Source organism: Allopusillimonas ginsengisoli (genome assembly GCF_004153455.1).
GTDB classification, from domain to species: Bacteria; Pseudomonadota; Gammaproteobacteria; order Burkholderiales; family Burkholderiaceae_B; genus Allopusillimonas; species Allopusillimonas ginsengisoli.
In genome coordinates this window covers 41,663-57,594 of the sequence record NZ_SDQE01000011.1, presented here as the reverse complement: position 1 = coordinate 57,594, position 15,932 = coordinate 41,663, and the positions used below count along the sequence as shown (strand labels likewise).

At 62.0% G+C, this 15,932-nt stretch carries 12 protein-coding genes; 10 read left to right on the top strand and 2 right to left on the bottom strand.

Annotated elements, in window-relative coordinates:
* Positions 1 to 7 precede the first annotated feature (7 nt).
* Entirely contained in the window at positions 8 to 1,492 is a 1,485-nt protein-coding gene (gene xdhA / locus ERE07_RS16805) for a xanthine dehydrogenase small subunit (protein WP_130010206.1), read from the bottom strand.
* A 169-nt stretch (positions 1,493 to 1,661) separates the two neighbouring features.
* Between xdhA and ERE07_RS16800 the strand changes: the two genes are divergently transcribed.
* From ERE07_RS16800 to ERE07_RS16785, 4 genes are all read left to right on the top strand, one after another.
* On the top strand, positions 1,662 to 2,585 hold the full coding sequence (locus ERE07_RS16800; protein WP_130010205.1) for a LysR substrate-binding domain-containing protein: 924 nt from the start codon (positions 1,662 to 1,664) through the stop codon (positions 2,583 to 2,585).
* Positions 2,586 to 2,848: 263 nt separating this feature from the next.
* Positions 2,849 to 4,315: an NCS2 family permease gene (locus ERE07_RS16795; protein ID WP_245153760.1), complete on the top strand. Its 1,467-nt coding sequence runs from the start codon at positions 2,849 to 2,851 to the stop codon at positions 4,313 to 4,315.
* 166 nt (positions 4,316 to 4,481) lie between these two features.
* Positions 4,482 to 5,009, top strand: a complete 528-nt coding sequence (gene uraD, locus ERE07_RS16790; RefSeq protein WP_130010204.1) for a 2-oxo-4-hydroxy-4-carboxy-5-ureidoimidazoline decarboxylase — start codon at positions 4,482 to 4,484, stop codon at positions 5,007 to 5,009.
* A gap of 12 nt (positions 5,010 to 5,021) precedes the next feature.
* Positions 5,022 to 5,528 carry an ureidoglycolate lyase gene (locus ERE07_RS16785; protein ID WP_130010203.1) on the top strand — a complete coding sequence of 169 codons (507 nt, stop codon included), beginning with the start codon at positions 5,022 to 5,024 and terminating at the stop codon, positions 5,526 to 5,528.
* A 92-nt stretch (positions 5,529 to 5,620) separates the two neighbouring features.
* Here ERE07_RS16785 and ERE07_RS16780 read toward each other — a convergent pair whose 3' ends face one another.
* Entirely contained in the window at positions 5,621 to 6,535 is a 915-nt protein-coding gene (locus ERE07_RS16780) for a LysR family transcriptional regulator (RefSeq protein WP_130010202.1), read from the bottom strand.
* A gap of 269 nt (positions 6,536 to 6,804) precedes the next feature.
* Here ERE07_RS16780 and gcl point away from each other — a divergent pair, with 269 nt between their 5' ends.
* The 6 genes from gcl to ERE07_RS16750 all read left to right on the top strand — a co-directional run bounded on the left by gcl (position 6,805) and on the right by ERE07_RS16750 (position 15,709).
* Complete coding sequence (gcl, locus tag ERE07_RS16775) at positions 6,805 to 8,586, top strand: glyoxylate carboligase (protein WP_130010201.1); 1,782 nt, start codon at positions 6,805 to 6,807, stop codon at positions 8,584 to 8,586.
* Positions 8,587 to 8,613: 27 nt separating this feature from the next.
* Positions 8,614 to 9,408 (top strand): hydroxypyruvate isomerase, encoded by a 795-nt coding sequence (gene hyi, locus ERE07_RS16770; RefSeq protein WP_130010200.1) that lies wholly within the window; start codon positions 8,614 to 8,616, stop codon positions 9,406 to 9,408.
* A gap of 37 nt (positions 9,409 to 9,445) precedes the next feature.
* Positions 9,446 to 10,330 carry a 2-hydroxy-3-oxopropionate reductase gene (locus ERE07_RS16765; RefSeq protein WP_130010199.1) on the top strand — a complete coding sequence of 295 codons (885 nt, stop codon included), beginning with the start codon at positions 9,446 to 9,448 and terminating at the stop codon, positions 10,328 to 10,330.
* A 48-nt stretch (positions 10,331 to 10,378) separates the two neighbouring features.
* Positions 10,379 to 11,641, top strand: a complete 1,263-nt coding sequence (locus ERE07_RS16760; RefSeq protein ID WP_130010198.1) for a glycerate kinase type-2 family protein — start codon at positions 10,379 to 10,381, stop codon at positions 11,639 to 11,641.
* A gap of 32 nt (positions 11,642 to 11,673) precedes the next feature.
* The gene (gene pyk, locus ERE07_RS16755; RefSeq protein WP_130010197.1) at positions 11,674 to 13,203 is read left to right on the top strand and encodes a pyruvate kinase; all 1,530 of its coding nucleotides are present in this window, start codon (positions 11,674 to 11,676) and stop codon (positions 13,201 to 13,203) included.
* A gap of 343 nt (positions 13,204 to 13,546) precedes the next feature.
* Positions 13,547 to 15,709, top strand: coding sequence for a malate synthase G (locus tag ERE07_RS16750; RefSeq protein WP_130010196.1), 2,163 nt, complete (start codon positions 13,547 to 13,549; stop codon positions 15,707 to 15,709).
* The last annotated feature ends 223 nt before the right edge of the window (positions 15,710 to 15,932 follow it).

Genomic DNA, 15,932 nt, shown 5'->3' with positions numbered 1-15,932 from the left:
CGTCCCCTCAGGATGCAACCGCGCAGGCGAACACACTGGTCTGCGCGGGTTCCAGCGGCGCCTGCGGCCGGGTTTCCAGAAAGAAGCGCTGCAGCAGATTCTTTACCGTCGTGTGCCGGTAAGCACTGCTGGCGCGCATGTCGGACAAGGGGGTGTAATCCTGGCCCAGTGCGTCCATGGCGGCAGAGGCTGCCTCTTGTGCCCAGGGCTGCCCCAGCAATGCCTGTTCAGCCAGCGCGGCGCGCTTGGGTGTGGCCGCCACACCGCCAAACGCGATGCGCGCATCCGTAATGATGTCCCGGTCATCCAGCGTGATCGCAAACGCCGCGCACACGGCGGAAATGTCCTGATCAAAGCGCTTGGATAATTTATACGTGCGGAAACGCTGTGCAGGCCTGGGCAAGGGCACCTTGATGCCCTGCACGAATTCGCCTTGCTCCATGGCATTCTTCTGGTAATCCAGATAGAAGTCCTCAAGCGGCATTTCACGCACACGCTCGCCCTGGCGAAGCACGATGCGCGTACCCAGCACGATCAACGCGGGCATGGAATCGCCTATTGGCGAACCATTGGCAACGTTGCCGCCCAATGTGCCGGCATTGCGTATGGGATAAGAGGCGAAGCGTCGATGCATTTCGTCCAGCTCGCTGTAATGCGACACCAGCTCGCCGTAGGCGTCATTCAGCAGGACGCCGGCCCCAATGTAGAGTTCTTTTCCATCGTCCGACATCTCGCGCAGTTCCGCGACCTGGCCGATATAGATGAGTTCGGGCAAATGCCTGAGCTGTTTGGTCACCCACAATCCCACATCGGTGCTGCCGGCCAGTATGCGGGCCTGTGGATGCGCGACACGCAACTGGGCCAGTTGGGCCAGCGTACGAGGCGCATGAAACACCTGATCGCCATGCTGGTAGGTAAGCGGCACATCGCGCTCCAGCGTCTTGAGCCGGGCGGCCAGGGCTTTGCGGTCCAGCGGCACAGCCGGCATGTCGAACATGGCCTCGGCGGCATCAACGATCGGCCGGTAGCCGGTGCACCGGCACAAGTTGCCGGAAAGTACATTCTCGATATGCTGGCGGCTGGGCGGGGGATCGCCTGGCTTGTGATCCAGGTACATACCCCACAACGACATCACAAAGCCCGGCGTGCAGAACCCGCATTGCGACGCGTGCAGATCGACCAGCGCTTTCTGGACGGGATGCAGACTGCCGTCGGGCTGGCGCAGGTCTTCTACCGTAAAGACCGCCTTGCCGTCGAGCGCGGGCAGGAACTGAATACAGGCGTTGACGGCACGCAGGTCGACATCGCCCTTGTTGTCCAGCTCGCCCACCACGACCGTACAGGCGCCGCAGTCGCCCTCGGCGCAGCCTTCCTTGGTGCCGGTGCAGCGCAGATCTTCGCGCAAATACTGCAGCAGCGTTCGGGTGGGGGATTGCCCGCTTGCCTCTTGCACCTTGCCGCGATAATAGAAACGGATATTCTGTGTCTCCATGACTAACCCTGTATATTCTGAAGTTTCAGTCAAAGTAACACCGGCTGGCGTTCGCGGCATTTGCACATCATGATGTGCGATATCATGACGAAGCAATGTCGAGACGCCCGTACGCAGGCCGATCCGGCAATCGGCCATACCCTGCGCCTATATCAAGCATAATATCCTGATGGAACGACATCGTGAACAGCTTGAAACGTCTTTGCTGCGGGTGCTGCAAGTGTTGTTGACCGAGCAAAGCGTTTCCCGCGCCGCAATAAAACTCCGGCTTTCGCAGCCGGCCGTCAGCAACTCGTTGCGGCGGCTGCGCAGCATTACCGGCGATCCACTGCTTGTGCGCTGCAAAACAGGTATGGTGGCCACCGAGCGCGGGCACGAGCTGTTGGCGCACGCCAACGAAGCACTGGCGGCCATCGACCAGATCACCCAGCCCACTGCCGAGTTCTCGCCACAGGAATCCGAGCGGGTGTTCCGGGTGGGCGCGCCCGACTACCTCGATGCCCTCTTCCTGCCCAATATTGCCGAAATGCTCAGCAAGCAGGCGCCCTCCACCAAGTTGATGGTTCATCCCATCAATGCCGATTTCGACTACCAGAGCGCGCTGGAGAACGGCAATCTGGATATCGTTGTCGGCAACTGGCTCGCCCCACCGCCGCAATTGCATACTTCGCGGCTGTTCGAAGACGAAGTCGTGTGCATGCTGGGCAATCAGCATCCGCTGGCGAGCAAGGGCATTTCGATGGAACACTATCTGCAAATGAAGCATCTGGCCCCAACGCCGTATGTGTCGGAACGCGCCAGCTTCATCGACGGCTGCCTGGCCGAACACGGGGTGCAGCGCAACATTCACATGACCATCCCGTACTTCGGCCTGGTTCCGTATGTGCTCATGTCCACCGACCTGGTCTTCACGACAGGCCGCCAGTTCGCCCAGCACTATGCACGCTATCTGCCCGTGACCGTGCTCGATTCGCCGTTTGCCTTCCCGCCCATGCGTTTTTACCAACTGTGGCACAAGCGTTCGCACAATGCCCGCGAAATCGTCTGGCTGCGCCGCCGCATCGCCGAGGTTGCCGCGCGCCTGTGCACATAAGCGGAATAGACAAATACATATAGTGGTGGCCTTATGGCCTTGTCCGATGCGTTCTCCCGCAGGCAAACCACTATGAAACGCCCGGATTTCGACGCCCCGCTGCGCAAACGGCACATCAGCGCGGATGGATAACCTTCATCACCACGAGCGAAATAAGGGCTCGCAATCCGGTCCATAAAATGGTCTCACATCAACGCGACTTCAATCAGGAAGCCGTGCCCGCCTCGATGCGGTCATGATAAATGCGTGAGGAGACAAACACCATGACGGAACAAGACTACACCATGACACCCGCGCCGGCGGCCGTCTCTGCGGGCGCCTCCGCAACCAGGACGGGAGTCGGCGCGGCCTCTCTGGCCGCGACACCTGCGCCAGCCAGGGGAACCCGCCGCCCGGCGGGGCTTGCGGAAGGACTGGATCGCTACTTTGGCATACGCCAGCGCGGCAGCTCGGTGCGCCAGGAAGCCCTGGGCGGCATCACCACTTTTCTTGCCATGGTGTACGCGATCTTTGTCGTGCCCGGCATGCTGGGCAAGGCCGGCTTCGACCCCAGCGGCGTCTTTATCGCCGTCTGCCTGACCAGCGCCTTTGGTTCGCTGCTGATGGGGCTGTGGGCCAATCTGCCCATTGCCATCGGCTGTGCCATCTCGCTCACTGCATTCACCGCCTTCGACCTGGTGCTGGGCAAAGGCCTGTCGCCCGCCGTGGCGCTGGGCGCCATCTTCCTGATGGGCCTGGTGTTCACGGGCATTTCGGTGACCGGCATACGTTCCTGGATACTGCGTACACTGCCCGCTGGCGTGGCGCATGGCACAGGCGTCGGTATTGGGCTTTTTCTGCTGCTGATCGCCTCGAACAGCGTAGGCCTGGTTGTCAGCAATTCAGGGCCCGGGCTTCCGGTCGCGCTGGGCGACCTGGGCAAACTACCCGCCCTGCTGTCAGTGCTGGGCTTGGCCGCCATTTTCGGCCTGGAACAGCGCCGCGTGCCAGGCGGCATCCTGCTGGTGATCCTCGTCTTGTCCGTGTTTGGCCTGATCTTCGATCCCTCGGTGCAATATAGCGGCGTATTCGCCATGCCCTCCTTGGGACTGTCGGAGGGCACATCCGTATTCGGCGCCATGGACCTGCGCGGCGCACTCAGCGCCGCCGTGATTCCCAGCGTGCTCGCGCTGGTCATGACGGCTGTGTTCGACGCAACCGGCACGATCCGCGCCGTGGCAGGCCAGGCTGGACAACTGGACGACAAGGGCCAGATCATCAATGGCAGCAAGGCGCTGACCAGCGATTCGGTCAGCTCCATCTTCTCGGCGCTGGTGGGCGGCGCGCCGGCGGCGGCCTATATCGAATCCGCGGCCGGCGTCGCAGCGGGCGCACGCACGGGCCTGTCCACGACGATCATCGGCCTGCTGTTTCTCGCGCTGATTTTTGTGTCGCCCCTGGCCGCGCTGGTGCCCGCCTATGCCACCGCCCCCGCGCTGATGTATGTCGGTCTGCTGATGCTCAGCAGCATCCGAAAACTGAACATGGATGACACCGTTGATGCCTTGGCCGGGCTGGCGTGCGCCGTCTTTATCGTGCTGACATGCAATATCGTCACCGGCATCATGATCGGCTTTTGCACCCTGGTGATTGGACGGGTTGTCGCATGCGACTTCCGCAGGCTGAATGTCGGCACCGTGGCCATCGCCGCCGCGCTGGCAGCCTTCTATCTGGGCGGCTGGGCGATCTGACGGGCGCATACGGCAGCGCCTATATTCCTTATTCATTTTTGGGCTTAATTGTTTTTCATACAGCCCTTACACTTAATGCAAGCCCGGAAGCCGCCAACCGGCGGCATCCTGCCTTCAGCCGCAGGATCCCTGCATGCCAGCAACCTTGCCAATACGACGAGACAGTATGACGCAAACCCAGGTGCCAGACCTCACTCTGGCGGATCTATCCATGCTCCCGCAGGACGATTTCACGGATCGCCTCGCAGATATCTTTGAGCACTCTCCCTGGATCGCCAGAGGTGCGTGGCCAGCCCGCCCGTTTTCCGACGTGGCGTCCCTGCATCAGGCAATGCTGGACGTGCTTGCAGAGGCCAGCGAACAGGCCAAGCTGGATTTAATTCTTGCCCACCCTGAACTGGCAGGCAAAGAAGCCGCCAGCGGCACGCTGACGCAATCATCCACTAGCGAGCAAAAGGGTGCAGGCCTGGACCAATGCAGCCCAGAAGAACTGCAGCGGCTACGCGCGCTGAACGCAGCCTATCGCGAGCGCTTCGGTTTTCCTTTCGTGATTGCCGTGAAAGGTTTGAGCCGTTATGAGATCATGGACACCATCGAAGTGCGACTCACGCATGGCCGCGACACCGAATTCGCGGCATGCCTGAACGAGATCGGCAAGATTGCGCGCTTTCGCCTTGATGCACTGTTTGACTGAAAGGACACTGCCTTGACCACTCTGCTCCAGCTCCACGCCGAACCGCTGACCCGCGAAGCCTTCGCGCCATTTGGGGATGTGATCGAAGCCTCTGATTCCGTCAGGCACTTCTCCATCAACGACGGCAATACCGAGCGCTATCACGATCTGGCCAATATCGATCCCGGCGCCGACGGCAAGGCCATTGTGTCTATTTTCAGAGGGCAGCCACGCAGCCTGCCGTTTGCGGTCACCATGATGGAGCGCCATCCACACGCCAGCCAGGCTTTCATACCCATGTCGGGCCGACCCTATCTGGTGGTTGTGGCGCCGGCGGGTGATGCGCCAGGGCCAGACGACCTGCGCCTGTTTGTTTGCCAGGGCGACCAGGGCGTCAACTACGCCGCCGGTGTCTGGCACCACCCTTTGCTTGCGCTTGAAGCCGTGTCGGATTTCCTGATCATCGACCGCAGCGGCCCCGGTGACAACTGCGACGTCATCGAGCTGGCCGAAAGCCGCGAGATTCCCGCCGGGATCTGAGGCGCGGCGTGCAAACGAGCTCGGCCTGCGCCCCCCGGCCGGCCGACAGCGCTCAGGCCCGGAACAGCGCATGCCCCCGCCAGTTCCATCGCTCAATCCCCTGCGCCTTCCCAATACCCGGGCCGATTGTAGATAGCCCTGAGATAATCAATAAAGTGGCGCACCTTGGCAGGCAGATAACGCTGCTGAGGATAGACCGCCTGGATGTCGTACTCTGGCAGCGCAAAATCATCGAGCACCGTCATCAGGCTACCCTGTTTGAGCTCTGCCTGGATCTCCCAGGTTGAGCGCCAGCCTATGCCCAGGCCCTGCTTGACCCAGTCGTAAAGCAGCTCGCCGTCGTTGCAGGCCAGATCACCATCCACGCGCACGGCAAATGGCCTGCCGCTGCGCACGAACGTCCAGCCACGCTGCTGGCCACCCTGCAGATTGAACGCCAGGCAGTTGTGCTGGGACAGATCCTCCGGACGCGCTGGAATGCCATGCTTCGAAAAATAGGCGGGCGTGCCGCACACCACGCGCTGGTTGGGATACAGGCGCAGCGCAACATAATTGGGATCGCGCACTTCCCCTACGCGAATGGCGAGGTCATAACCTTCTCGTACAAGATCCACCACGCTGTCCGTAAAGTTAAAGGACAAACGCAGATCCGGATAGCGCGCGCGAAACGCAGCGGCGTGCGGCGCGATATGACGGCGCCCAAATGCGGCCGGGCCGGACACGACCAGGTGCCCGCGTACCGTGCTGCGACCCGAGCTGATGCTGTCTTCGGCCGCTTCGAAATCGTGCAGCAACTGCTGGCAATTTTCCAGAAACCGTTCGCCCAGTTCGGTGAGCGTGAGGCCACGCGTGGAGCGGTGCAGCAATTGCACGCCCAGGCGGCGCTCCAGCGACGTCAGCCGGCGGCCCATGATCACCGGCGTTACGCCCTCGACCAGCGCAGCGGCGGCAAAGCTGCCGTGCTCGGCCACCAGCACAAAGCTTCGGATAGCGGTGTATCGGTCCATTGCATACCTTTTATATGTGTTTTCGCATAATCGCAAAAAACCCGCTGCTCGCCCATGGTGCGCTGCACAATAGTATTAAGCAAGGGAGACAGACGGGTTTCAAGATCGTCCAGATCGAGGTGGCTGAACCTGGAACATACTAAAAGTATCGACAAAAACGATAGCAAGTGCAATTCAAAAGCATGAGGACATTCCCTATCCTGATCACCAAGAGCCTCGCGTACATCGCACGAGCACAGACACATCAACTCTGAACCCAAGGAAAGATCATGGCCCGAATGAGAGCAGTCGATGCAGCCGCCGCCGTATTGCACAAGGAAGGTGTCAGCACCTTGTTCGGCGTACCCGGCGCCGCTATCAACCCTTTGTACTCCGCCTTGCGCAAGCATGGCGGGTTTTCCCATATCCTGGCTCGCCACGTAGAAGGCGCCTCGCACATGGCAGAAGGCTACACGCGCGCCAAGCCGGGAAACATCGGCGTCTGTCTGGGCACCTCCGGCCCTGCCGGCACCGACATGATCACCGGCCTGTACTCCGCCTCCGGCGACTCCATTCCCATACTGTGCATTACCGGCCAGGCATCGCGCGACCAGTTGCACAAGGAAAGCTTCCAGGCCGTGGATATCGAGACCATCGCCAAGCCCGTCACCAAATGGTCCATCACGGTACGCGAACCGGCGCAGGTGCCGCGCGTGCTCCAGCAGGCCTTCCATATCATGCGCTCGGGCCGCCCTGGCCCCGTGCTGGTGGACCTGCCCATCGATGTGCAGATGGCAGAAATCGAATTCGATCCCGACACCTATGAGCCGCTGGCCGTGTACAAGCCATCGGCCACCCGCGCCCAGGCAGCGCATGCCGTTCAGATGCTCAATGATGCCGAACGACCCGTGATCGTATCGGGCGGCGGCGTCTTCAATGCCGACGCCTCGGACAAACTGCAGGCCTTTGCCGAATTGCTGGGCGTGCCCGTCATTCCGACGCTGATGGGTTGGGGCGTCATTCCCGACGACCACCCATTGATGGCAGGCATGGTCGGCCTGCAGACCTCGCATCGCTACGGCAATGCCACACTGCTCGAATCCGACTTCGTGATGGGTATCGGCAATCGTTGGGCCAATCGCCACACAGGCTCGGTCAGCGTCTACACCAAAGGCCGCAAGTTCGTGCACATCGATATCGAACCCACGCAGATCGGCAAGGTGTTTGGTCCCGACTACGGCATCGTGTCGGATGCAGGCATTGCCCTGGACTTGATGATCGAAGCCGCACAAGACCTGAAGAAAGCCGGCATCCTGCGCGATCGCAGCGAATGGGCGCAAAAGTGCCAGGCGCGCAAGCGCGAACAGTCCATGCAGCGCAAGACCAACTTCGACAACAAGCCGCTCAAGCCGCAGCGCGTCTACCAGGAAATGAATACGGCTTTTGGTCGCAATACCCGCTACGTGAGCACGATCGGCCTGTCTCAAATTGCCGCCGCCCAGTTCCTGCACGTCTATGGCCCGCGCAACTGGATCAACTGCGGTCAGGCTGGCCCGCTGGGCTGGACGATCCCTGCCGCCCTGGGCGTACGCGCTGCCTGCCCCGATGATGAAATCGTGGCGATCTCGGGCGACTATGACTTCCAGTTCATGCTGGAAGAGTTGGCGGTTGGCGCGCAGTTCAAGCTGCCCTACCTGCACATCCTGGTGAACAACGCCTACCTCGGCCTGATTCGTCAGGCGCAGCGCGGCTTTGACATGGACTACTGCGTGCAACTGGCGTTCGACAACATCAACAATCCGGACACCAAAGGCTATGGCGTGGATCACGTTGCCGTGGCCGAAGGCCTGGGCTGCAAGGCGATACGGGTGGATGCGCCCGAAGACATCCAGCCCGCCCTGGAAAAGGCCCGTGCCCTGATGAAAGCGCACCAGGTGCCTGTCGTGGTGGAACTGATGCTGGAGCGCGTCACCAACATCGCCATGGGCGCCGAAATCGACAACGTGAGCGAATTCGAAGACATGGCCCTGCAAGGTGTAGACGCACCCACCGCACTCGCCCTGCTCGACTGAATCAACTATCCAACCAGGAGTAAGACCATGCCAAGATTTGCCGCCAACCTGTCCATGCTCTTTGGCGAGCTGGATTTCCTGGACCGCTTCAAAGCGGCCGCCGATCATGGCTTTACCGGCGTCGAGTATCTGTTTCCCTACGCCTACGGCAAGGAAGTGCTGGCCGCAGCACTGAGTGAAAACGGCCTGACTCAGGTACTGCACAACCTGCCCGCCGGCGATTGGGACGCCGGCGAGCGCGGCATTGCCTGCCTGCCAGACCGCGCCGGTGAGTTCCAGGACGGCGTGGGCCGTGCCATTGAATACGCCACGACCCTCGGCTGCACGCAGGTCAACTGCCTGATCGGCAAAACGCCAGCGGGCGCCGATGCCGACACCGTGCATGCGCTGGTTGTCGATAACCTGCGCTTTGCCGCAGACCAGCTCAAAGCCGCCAACATTCGCCTGCTGATCGAACCCATCAACACCTTTGACATTCCCGGCTTTTATCTGAGCCGCACCGACCAGGCGCTGGAGCTGATCCGCCAAACCGGATCAGACAATCTCTTTGTGCAGTACGACATCTACCACGCTCAGCGCATGGAAGGCGAACTGGCCGCCACCATCGCCGCCAACCTGGCGCAGATCGGCCATATCCAGCTGGCCGACAATCCGGGCCGCAACGAACCCGGCACCGGCGAAATCAACTACGCCTGGCTGCTGCGACACATCGACAGCCTGGGCTATGAAGGGTGGATAGGCTGCGAGTACAAGCCGGCCGCCGGCACCAGTGCAGGCCTGGGCTGGATAGAGGCCCTCGCCGCCCAAGAGTACGCAATCTAATTTCAAGCATACGCAATCTGAATCAAGGAGCATCACCATGGCAAATATCGCTTTCGTTGGCCTGGGCATCATGGGTACCCCGATGGCCGCCAATCTCATCAAGGGCGGTCACACGCTGTATACCTATACGTTGGGCAATACCCCTGCCGATCTGGTCAGCGCGGGCGCAACATCGTGCGCGAGCGCTGCCGAGGCGGCCAGCCAGGGCGATGTTGTCATCGTCATGGTGCCAGACACCCCGGACGTCGAAAAAGCCCTGTTCGGCAAAGACGGCGTTGCCAGCGGCGTTCGCAAAGGCGCCATCGTGGTCGACATGAGTTCGATATCGCCCGTTGCCACCAAGGACTTTGCCAAACGCATCAATGAACTTGGGTGCGAATATCTTGATGCGCCCGTTTCGGGCGGCGAGGTCGGCGCCAAGGCAGCCAGTTTGACGATCATGGTCGGCGGCAAGCAGGAAGCCTTCGATACAGTCAAGCCACTGTTCGATCTGATGGGCAAGAACGTGACACTGGTCGGCGGCAATGGCGACGGGCAGATCACCAAGGTCGCCAACCAGATCATCGTGGCGCTGAACATTGCCGCGGTCGGTGAAGCATTGCTGCTGGCCTCCAAGGCCGGCGCCGATGCCGCCAAAGTTCGCCAGGCGCTCATGGGCGGCTTTGCCAACTCGCGCGTACTGGAAGTGCACGGCGAACGCATGATCAACCGTACCTTCGAACCGGGCTTTCGCATCGCCCTGCACCAGAAAGACCTGAATCTCGCACTGAGCACCGCCCGCCAGCTTGGCGTATCACTGCCCAGCACCGCCGTATCGCAAGAACTGTTCAACTCCTGCGCTGCCCATGAGGGGTCGGGATGGGATCATTCGGCCATGGTGCGTGCACTGGAAAAAGCCGCCAACTTCGAGATCGGCCAGTAAGCGGCACGCGTTCAGCCGCCCTTGTTGACTGCCCTGACGGAACCATCCATGACCTTGCCCCCTCGCGAACTACTGGCCCAAATGTTTGCCGCTGCGGTGGAAGCGGCGCAGCCGGCGCACTGCCTGCCGCCCTTTCTGCCTGCCGCGCCCAAGGGCCGCACCATCGTGATCGGGGCCGGCAAGGCGTCTGCCGCCATGGCCCGCGCCGTCGAAGACCACTGGGCGGGGCCGCTCGAAGGCCTGGTGGTCACCCGCTATGGCCATGCCGTAGCCTGTGAGCGGATAGAGATTGTCGAGGCGGCCCATCCGGTGCCCGATGCGGCAGGCAGTGATGCCGCCCGGCGCATGATGGAACTGGTGCAAGGCTTGACGGCAGACGACCTGGTGCTGTGCCTGATGTCCGGCGGCGGCTCCGCGCTGCTGGCAGTGCCCGGTGACGGCCTGACGCTGGAAGACAAACAGGCGGTCAACCGCGCCCTGCTCAAGTCGGGCGCCAATATTTCTGAAATGAATTGCGTGCGCCGGCATCTGTCCGCCATCAAAGGCGGGCGCCTCGCCGCGGCCTGCCACCCGGCACAGGTGGTGAATTTGCTGATTTCCGATGTGCCGGGGGACCAGCCCGCCGATATCGCTTCAGGCCCAACCGTTGCCGACGACAGTAGCTGCGCCGATGCGCTGGATATCGTGCGCCGCTATGGCATCGACCTGCCGCCCGCTGCCCGTCGCCTGCTGGAAGATGGATCGGGCGAAACGATCAAGTCCAATGACCCGCGCCTGTCCGGCGTGGAAACCCATTTGATCGCCACGCCGCAGAAGGCCCTCGGCGCCGCGGCCCAGGTTGCCGCACAGGCCGGGGTGAACAGCCTGATCCTGGGCGACCGCATCGAAGGCGAAGCGCGCGAGGTGGGCAAGGTCATGGCGGGTATCGCCTTGCAAGCCCACGACCATCATCAACCCATTGCCCCGCCCTGCGTGCTGCTATCGGGTGGCGAGACCACGGTCACGCTGCGTGGTCAGGGTCGCGGCGGACGCAACGTCGAATTTCTGCTGTCCCTGGCCGTCGCGCTGGATGGCGCAGGCGGCATCCACGCCATGGCTGGCGACACCGATGGCGTCGACGGACAGGAAGAGCGCGCCGGCGCCTTTATCGGCCCGGACACGCTGCAACGCGCACGCGAACTGGGCTTGCGGCCGCGCGACAGCCTGGACGACAACGACGGCCACGGTTTTTTCGAGGCGCTGGACGATGCGGTGATTACCGGTCCGACGCTGACCAACGTCAACGATTTCCGCGCCATTTTGGTCCTCTGACCATTGTGCGCCATCCCCAGGAGACTCACACCATGACAGCTCAACGACGCGCACGCATTGTCGCCACGCTCGGCCCCGCCAGCTCCACGCGCGAGTGCATCGCCGCGCTCCTGGATGCCGGTGTCAACGTATTTCGCCTGAACTTCAGTCACGGCACACATGAAGACCACGCCGCCCGCCTGCATATCATCCGCGAGCTTGAGCACGAACGCGGCCGCCCCATCGGCATTATCCAGGACTTGCAGGGCCCCAAGCTGCGGGTCGGCCGCCTCGAAGACGGCAAAGTCACGCTGGAGCACGGCCAGCCTTTTCGCCTGGACCTGGATCCGGCCATCGGCAATGCCCGCCGCGCCAATCTGCCACATCCCGAAATCTTCGCCTCGCTGGAGCACGGCGCGGACCTGCTGCTGGATGACGGCAAGCTGCGCCTGCGGGTCGAGACGTTCGGGCCGGACTTTGCCGAAACCACGGTCATGGTCGGCGGTCCGCTGTCGGACCGAAAAGGCGTGAACGTGCCCGGTGTCTTGTTGCCGATTTCTCCCCTGACCGCCAAGGACCGCGCCGATCTGGACTTCGGCCTGTCGCTGGGCGTGGACTGGATCGCGCTTTCGTTTGTACAGCGCCCCGAAGACATAGACGAAGCGCGTGCCATTATTGGCGACCGCGCCAACGTCAAGATCATGGCCAAGCTGGAAAAGCCGGCCGCCATCGAGCACCTGGACGCCATCATCGAACGCGCAGACGGCATCATGGTGGCCCGCGGCGACCTGGGCGTCGAGGTGCCGCCGCAAAAAGTGCCCGTGCTTCAGCAACGCATTGTGCGCGCCGCCCGTGCCGCGGGCCGCCCGGTGGTGGTCGCCACACAGATGCTCGAATCCATGATCACGTCGCCGGTGCCCACGCGGGCCGAAGCCTCGGACGTGGCCAATGCTGTCTACAGCGGCGCGGACGCGGTGATGCTGTCGGCCGAATCCGCCTCGGGGCAATACCCGGTCGAAGCCGTCACCATCATGGCCAGCATTATTCGCGAAGTCGAGCAGGATCCTGCCTGGCGCGCAGGCCTGGACGCCACCCACGCCGCGGCGCAGCCCACCACCCCGGATGCCATTTGCTGCGCCCTGCGTCGTGTTGTCGGCTTGCTGGAACCTGCCGTCACCGTTGCCTATACCGCGTCGGGATTCAGCGCCCTGCGTGCCAGCCGCGAACGCCCCACCGCGCCCATCCTGGCCTTGACCCCCGACCCGACCATCGCGAGACAGCTGGCCCTGGCGTGGGGGGTACATCCTCTGGCATTCCAGGCTCAGCTGACGGATGTCAGCCAAATGATAGACGAGGCCGTGGCTCATGCCCTGCGCGCCGGCCTTGCGGGCGTCGACGACAAGGTCGTTGTGATTGCCGGCCTGCCCTTTGGCTGCAGCGGCAGCACCAATCTGCTGCATGTCGCCACTGCAGGCAACGAGCACTTGCGCGACCGTTCATCCACCAGCGACCCAGGCAAACACAAAAAAACCGCCCGCGCCAACACCGCCAGTGAGACCGATCCGCGCCTCGCAACCGCCTGACTTTCGTCCCGGGGCCTTGATGCCCCGTACGTTTTCACGCTGCCTGCCCATCCAATAGGGGGTGGTCCGATATCGGGCCACCCCCTATTACCATACCCGCTCAGAAACTGAAACCTATAGTCTCAATTAACAAGTCTTATAATAGACTTGAAAGACTATGCGTAAAATTCGCAAATCCGTAGATAGCTGCGCAGCCGGCCCATCCAGCCGGCACGTATCGCATCCGCCCAGCATGCCGTGTCCACGCCGCCGCCTCCCTGCCGCGCGCCTGCGCACGGCACGCTTGCCACCTGCGAAACAGACGTCGCAAGCTATTGCTAATTAAACTGAGCGAGGAAATCACATGATCGAGCGAACGACTTGCAAGCGGCTGCAGGTAGCGACCGAACTGTATCAATTTGTCGAGCGGGAAGTGTTGCCCGGCACGGGGGTCGCTTCGGACGCCTTCTGGACAGGCTTTGATGCCCTGGTCCACGACTTGGCCCCTCGCAACCACACGCTGCTGGCCGAACGCGACCGTCTGCAGGCAGAGCTGGATAACTGGTATCGTCAAAATCCCGGGCCCGTCAAGGACGCAGACGCCTATCGCGCCTTCCTGTCCGACATCGGCTATCTCACGCCCGTGCCCGACAGCGTGGCTGTCAAGACCGACCGCGTCGACACCGAAGTTACGCAACAGGCTGGGCCCCAGCTTGTCGTGCCCATCACCAACGCCCGCTATGCGCTGAACGCGGCCAACGCGCGCTGGGGCAGTCTGTACGACGCCCTCTATGGCACCGATGCCATCTCCGAAGAAGACGGCGCAACGCGTGCCGGCGGCTATAACCCCAAGCGCGGTGAAAAAGTCATCGCCTTTGCCCGCAAGTTCCTGGACGACAGCATTCCGCTGGCCAAGGGCTCACACGTAGACGTTACCGCCTATCAGGTGGACGGCAACCGCCTGACGGTCACGCTGGCCGATGGCGGCACCGCCACGCTCGCCCAGCCGGACGCCTTCCTGGGTTACCGCGGCGAGGCCGCGACGCCTGAGGCGCTGGTGTTCCGCCACAACGGCCTGCATTTCGAAATCCAGATCGACAAGTCCCACCCCATTGGCGCGCAGGACAAGGCTGGTGTCAAAGACGTGGTGCTGGAATCGGCCATTACCACCATCATGGACTGCGAAGACTCCATCGCCGCCGTCGATGCCCAGGACAAAGTGCTGGCCTACCGCAACTGGCTGGGCCTGATGCAGGGCTCGCTGACTGAAGAAGTCTCCAAGGGCGGCAAGACCTTTACCCGCGCCCTGAACCCCGACCGCGAATACACCGGCACCGACGGCAAGACGCATAAGCTGCACGGCCGTTCGCTGATGTTCATCCGAAACGTTGGCCACCTGATGACCAACCCCACTGTCCTTGACGAGAACGGGAACGAAGTCCCAGAAGGCATTCTGGATGCCGTGTTCACGTCGCTGATTGCCATGCACGATCTCGAACGCAAGGGCAACTCGCGCACCGGCTCCATTTACATCGTCAAGCCCAAGATGCACGGCCCCGACGAAGTCGCCTTTGCCAACGAGCTGTTTGCCCGCACCGAGCAATTGCTCGGCCTGCCCGCCAACACCATCAAGATGGGCATCATGGACGAAGAGCGCCGCACCAGCGTCAACCTCAAGGCCTGCATTGCGTCGGCACGCGAACGCGTCGCCTTCATCAACACCGGCTTTCTGGATCGCACCGGCGACGAAATCCACACCTCGATGGAAGCCGGCCCCATGGTTCGCAAGGGCGACATGAAGCGCAGCGTCTGGATCGACGCTTACGAGCGGAACAACGTGCAGACTGGCCTGGAATGCGGCCTGCGCGGCCAGGCGCAGATCGGCAAAGGCATGTGGGCCATGCCTGACCTGATGGCCGACATGCTGGAGCAGAAGATTGGCCATCTCAAGGCGGGCGGCAATACCGCCTGGGTGCCCTCGCCCACAGCCGCTACGCTGCATGCACTGCATTATCATCAGATCGATGTGCAGGAAGTCCAGCGCGGCATGGAAGGCAAGTCCGAGCCCTTGCTCGACAAGATTCTGACGATTCCTGTTGCGACGGACACCAACTGGTCGGATGAAGAAAAGCAGCAAGAGCTGGACAACAACGCACAAGGCATTCTGGGCTATGTCGTGCGCTGGATCGATCAGGGGATTGGGTGTTCCAAGGTGCCCGACATCCATGATGTCGGCCTGATGGAAGACCGCGCCACGCTGCGCATCTCCAGCCAGCACATGGCCAACTGGCTGCGTCATGGCGTCGTTACCAAAGAGCAAGTCCAGGAAACCATGGAACGCATGGCAGCAGTTGTGGACAAGCAGAACGCCGGCGACCCCGCCTACCGCCCCATGGCAGGCAACTTCGCGTCCTCGGCTGCCTACAAGGCTGCGTGCGACCTGGTCTTCAAGGGCCTGGAACAACCCAATGGCTACACCGAGCCTCTGTTGCACGCCTGGCGTCAAAAGGTCAAGGCAGGCGCTTGATGCCAGCACGGCCATGTCTCGGGCAATCCGCCTGAGCTGGCCGCTGCAGTAGACAGGGCGCGGCGCAGTCTTAGCAAGCGCCCGGAGAAACGCCCCCGGCAAACAGGACACAAGTCCTGTTTGCCGGGGGCGTTTCCTTTATGCGATTTTTATAAAGTCCATTATGCGATTTTCGTAGCGTTGTCCGATGCCAAATTCGCATACATTCACATCACCTGCTCCA

Bases quoted from the DNA above. Each gene is read 5' to 3' on its own strand.
- xdhA (WP_130010206.1), bottom strand. From the start codon at position 1,492: ATGGAGACACAGAATATCCGTTTCTATTATCGCGGCAAGGTGCAAGAG.
- ERE07_RS16800 (WP_130010205.1), top strand. From the start codon at position 1,662: ATGGAACGACATCGTGAACAGCTTGAAACGTCTTTGCTGCGGGTGCTG.
- ERE07_RS16795 (WP_245153760.1), top strand. From the start codon at position 2,849: ATGACGGAACAAGACTACACCATGACACCCGCGCCGGCGGCCGTCTCT.
- uraD (WP_130010204.1), top strand. From the start codon at position 4,482: ATGACGCAAACCCAGGTGCCAGACCTCACTCTGGCGGATCTATCCATG.
- ERE07_RS16780 (WP_130010202.1), bottom strand. From the start codon at position 6,535: ATGGACCGATACACCGCTATCCGAAGCTTTGTGCTGGTGGCCGAGCAC.
- gcl (WP_130010201.1), top strand. From the start codon at position 6,805: ATGGCCCGAATGAGAGCAGTCGATGCAGCCGCCGCCGTATTGCACAAG.
- hyi (WP_130010200.1), top strand. From the start codon at position 8,614: ATGCCAAGATTTGCCGCCAACCTGTCCATGCTCTTTGGCGAGCTGGAT.
- ERE07_RS16765 (WP_130010199.1), top strand. From the start codon at position 9,446: ATGGCAAATATCGCTTTCGTTGGCCTGGGCATCATGGGTACCCCGATG.
- ERE07_RS16760 (WP_130010198.1), top strand. From the start codon at position 10,379: ATGACCTTGCCCCCTCGCGAACTACTGGCCCAAATGTTTGCCGCTGCG.
- pyk (WP_130010197.1), top strand. From the start codon at position 11,674: ATGACAGCTCAACGACGCGCACGCATTGTCGCCACGCTCGGCCCCGCC.
- ERE07_RS16750 (WP_130010196.1), top strand. From the start codon at position 13,547: ATGATCGAGCGAACGACTTGCAAGCGGCTGCAGGTAGCGACCGAACTG.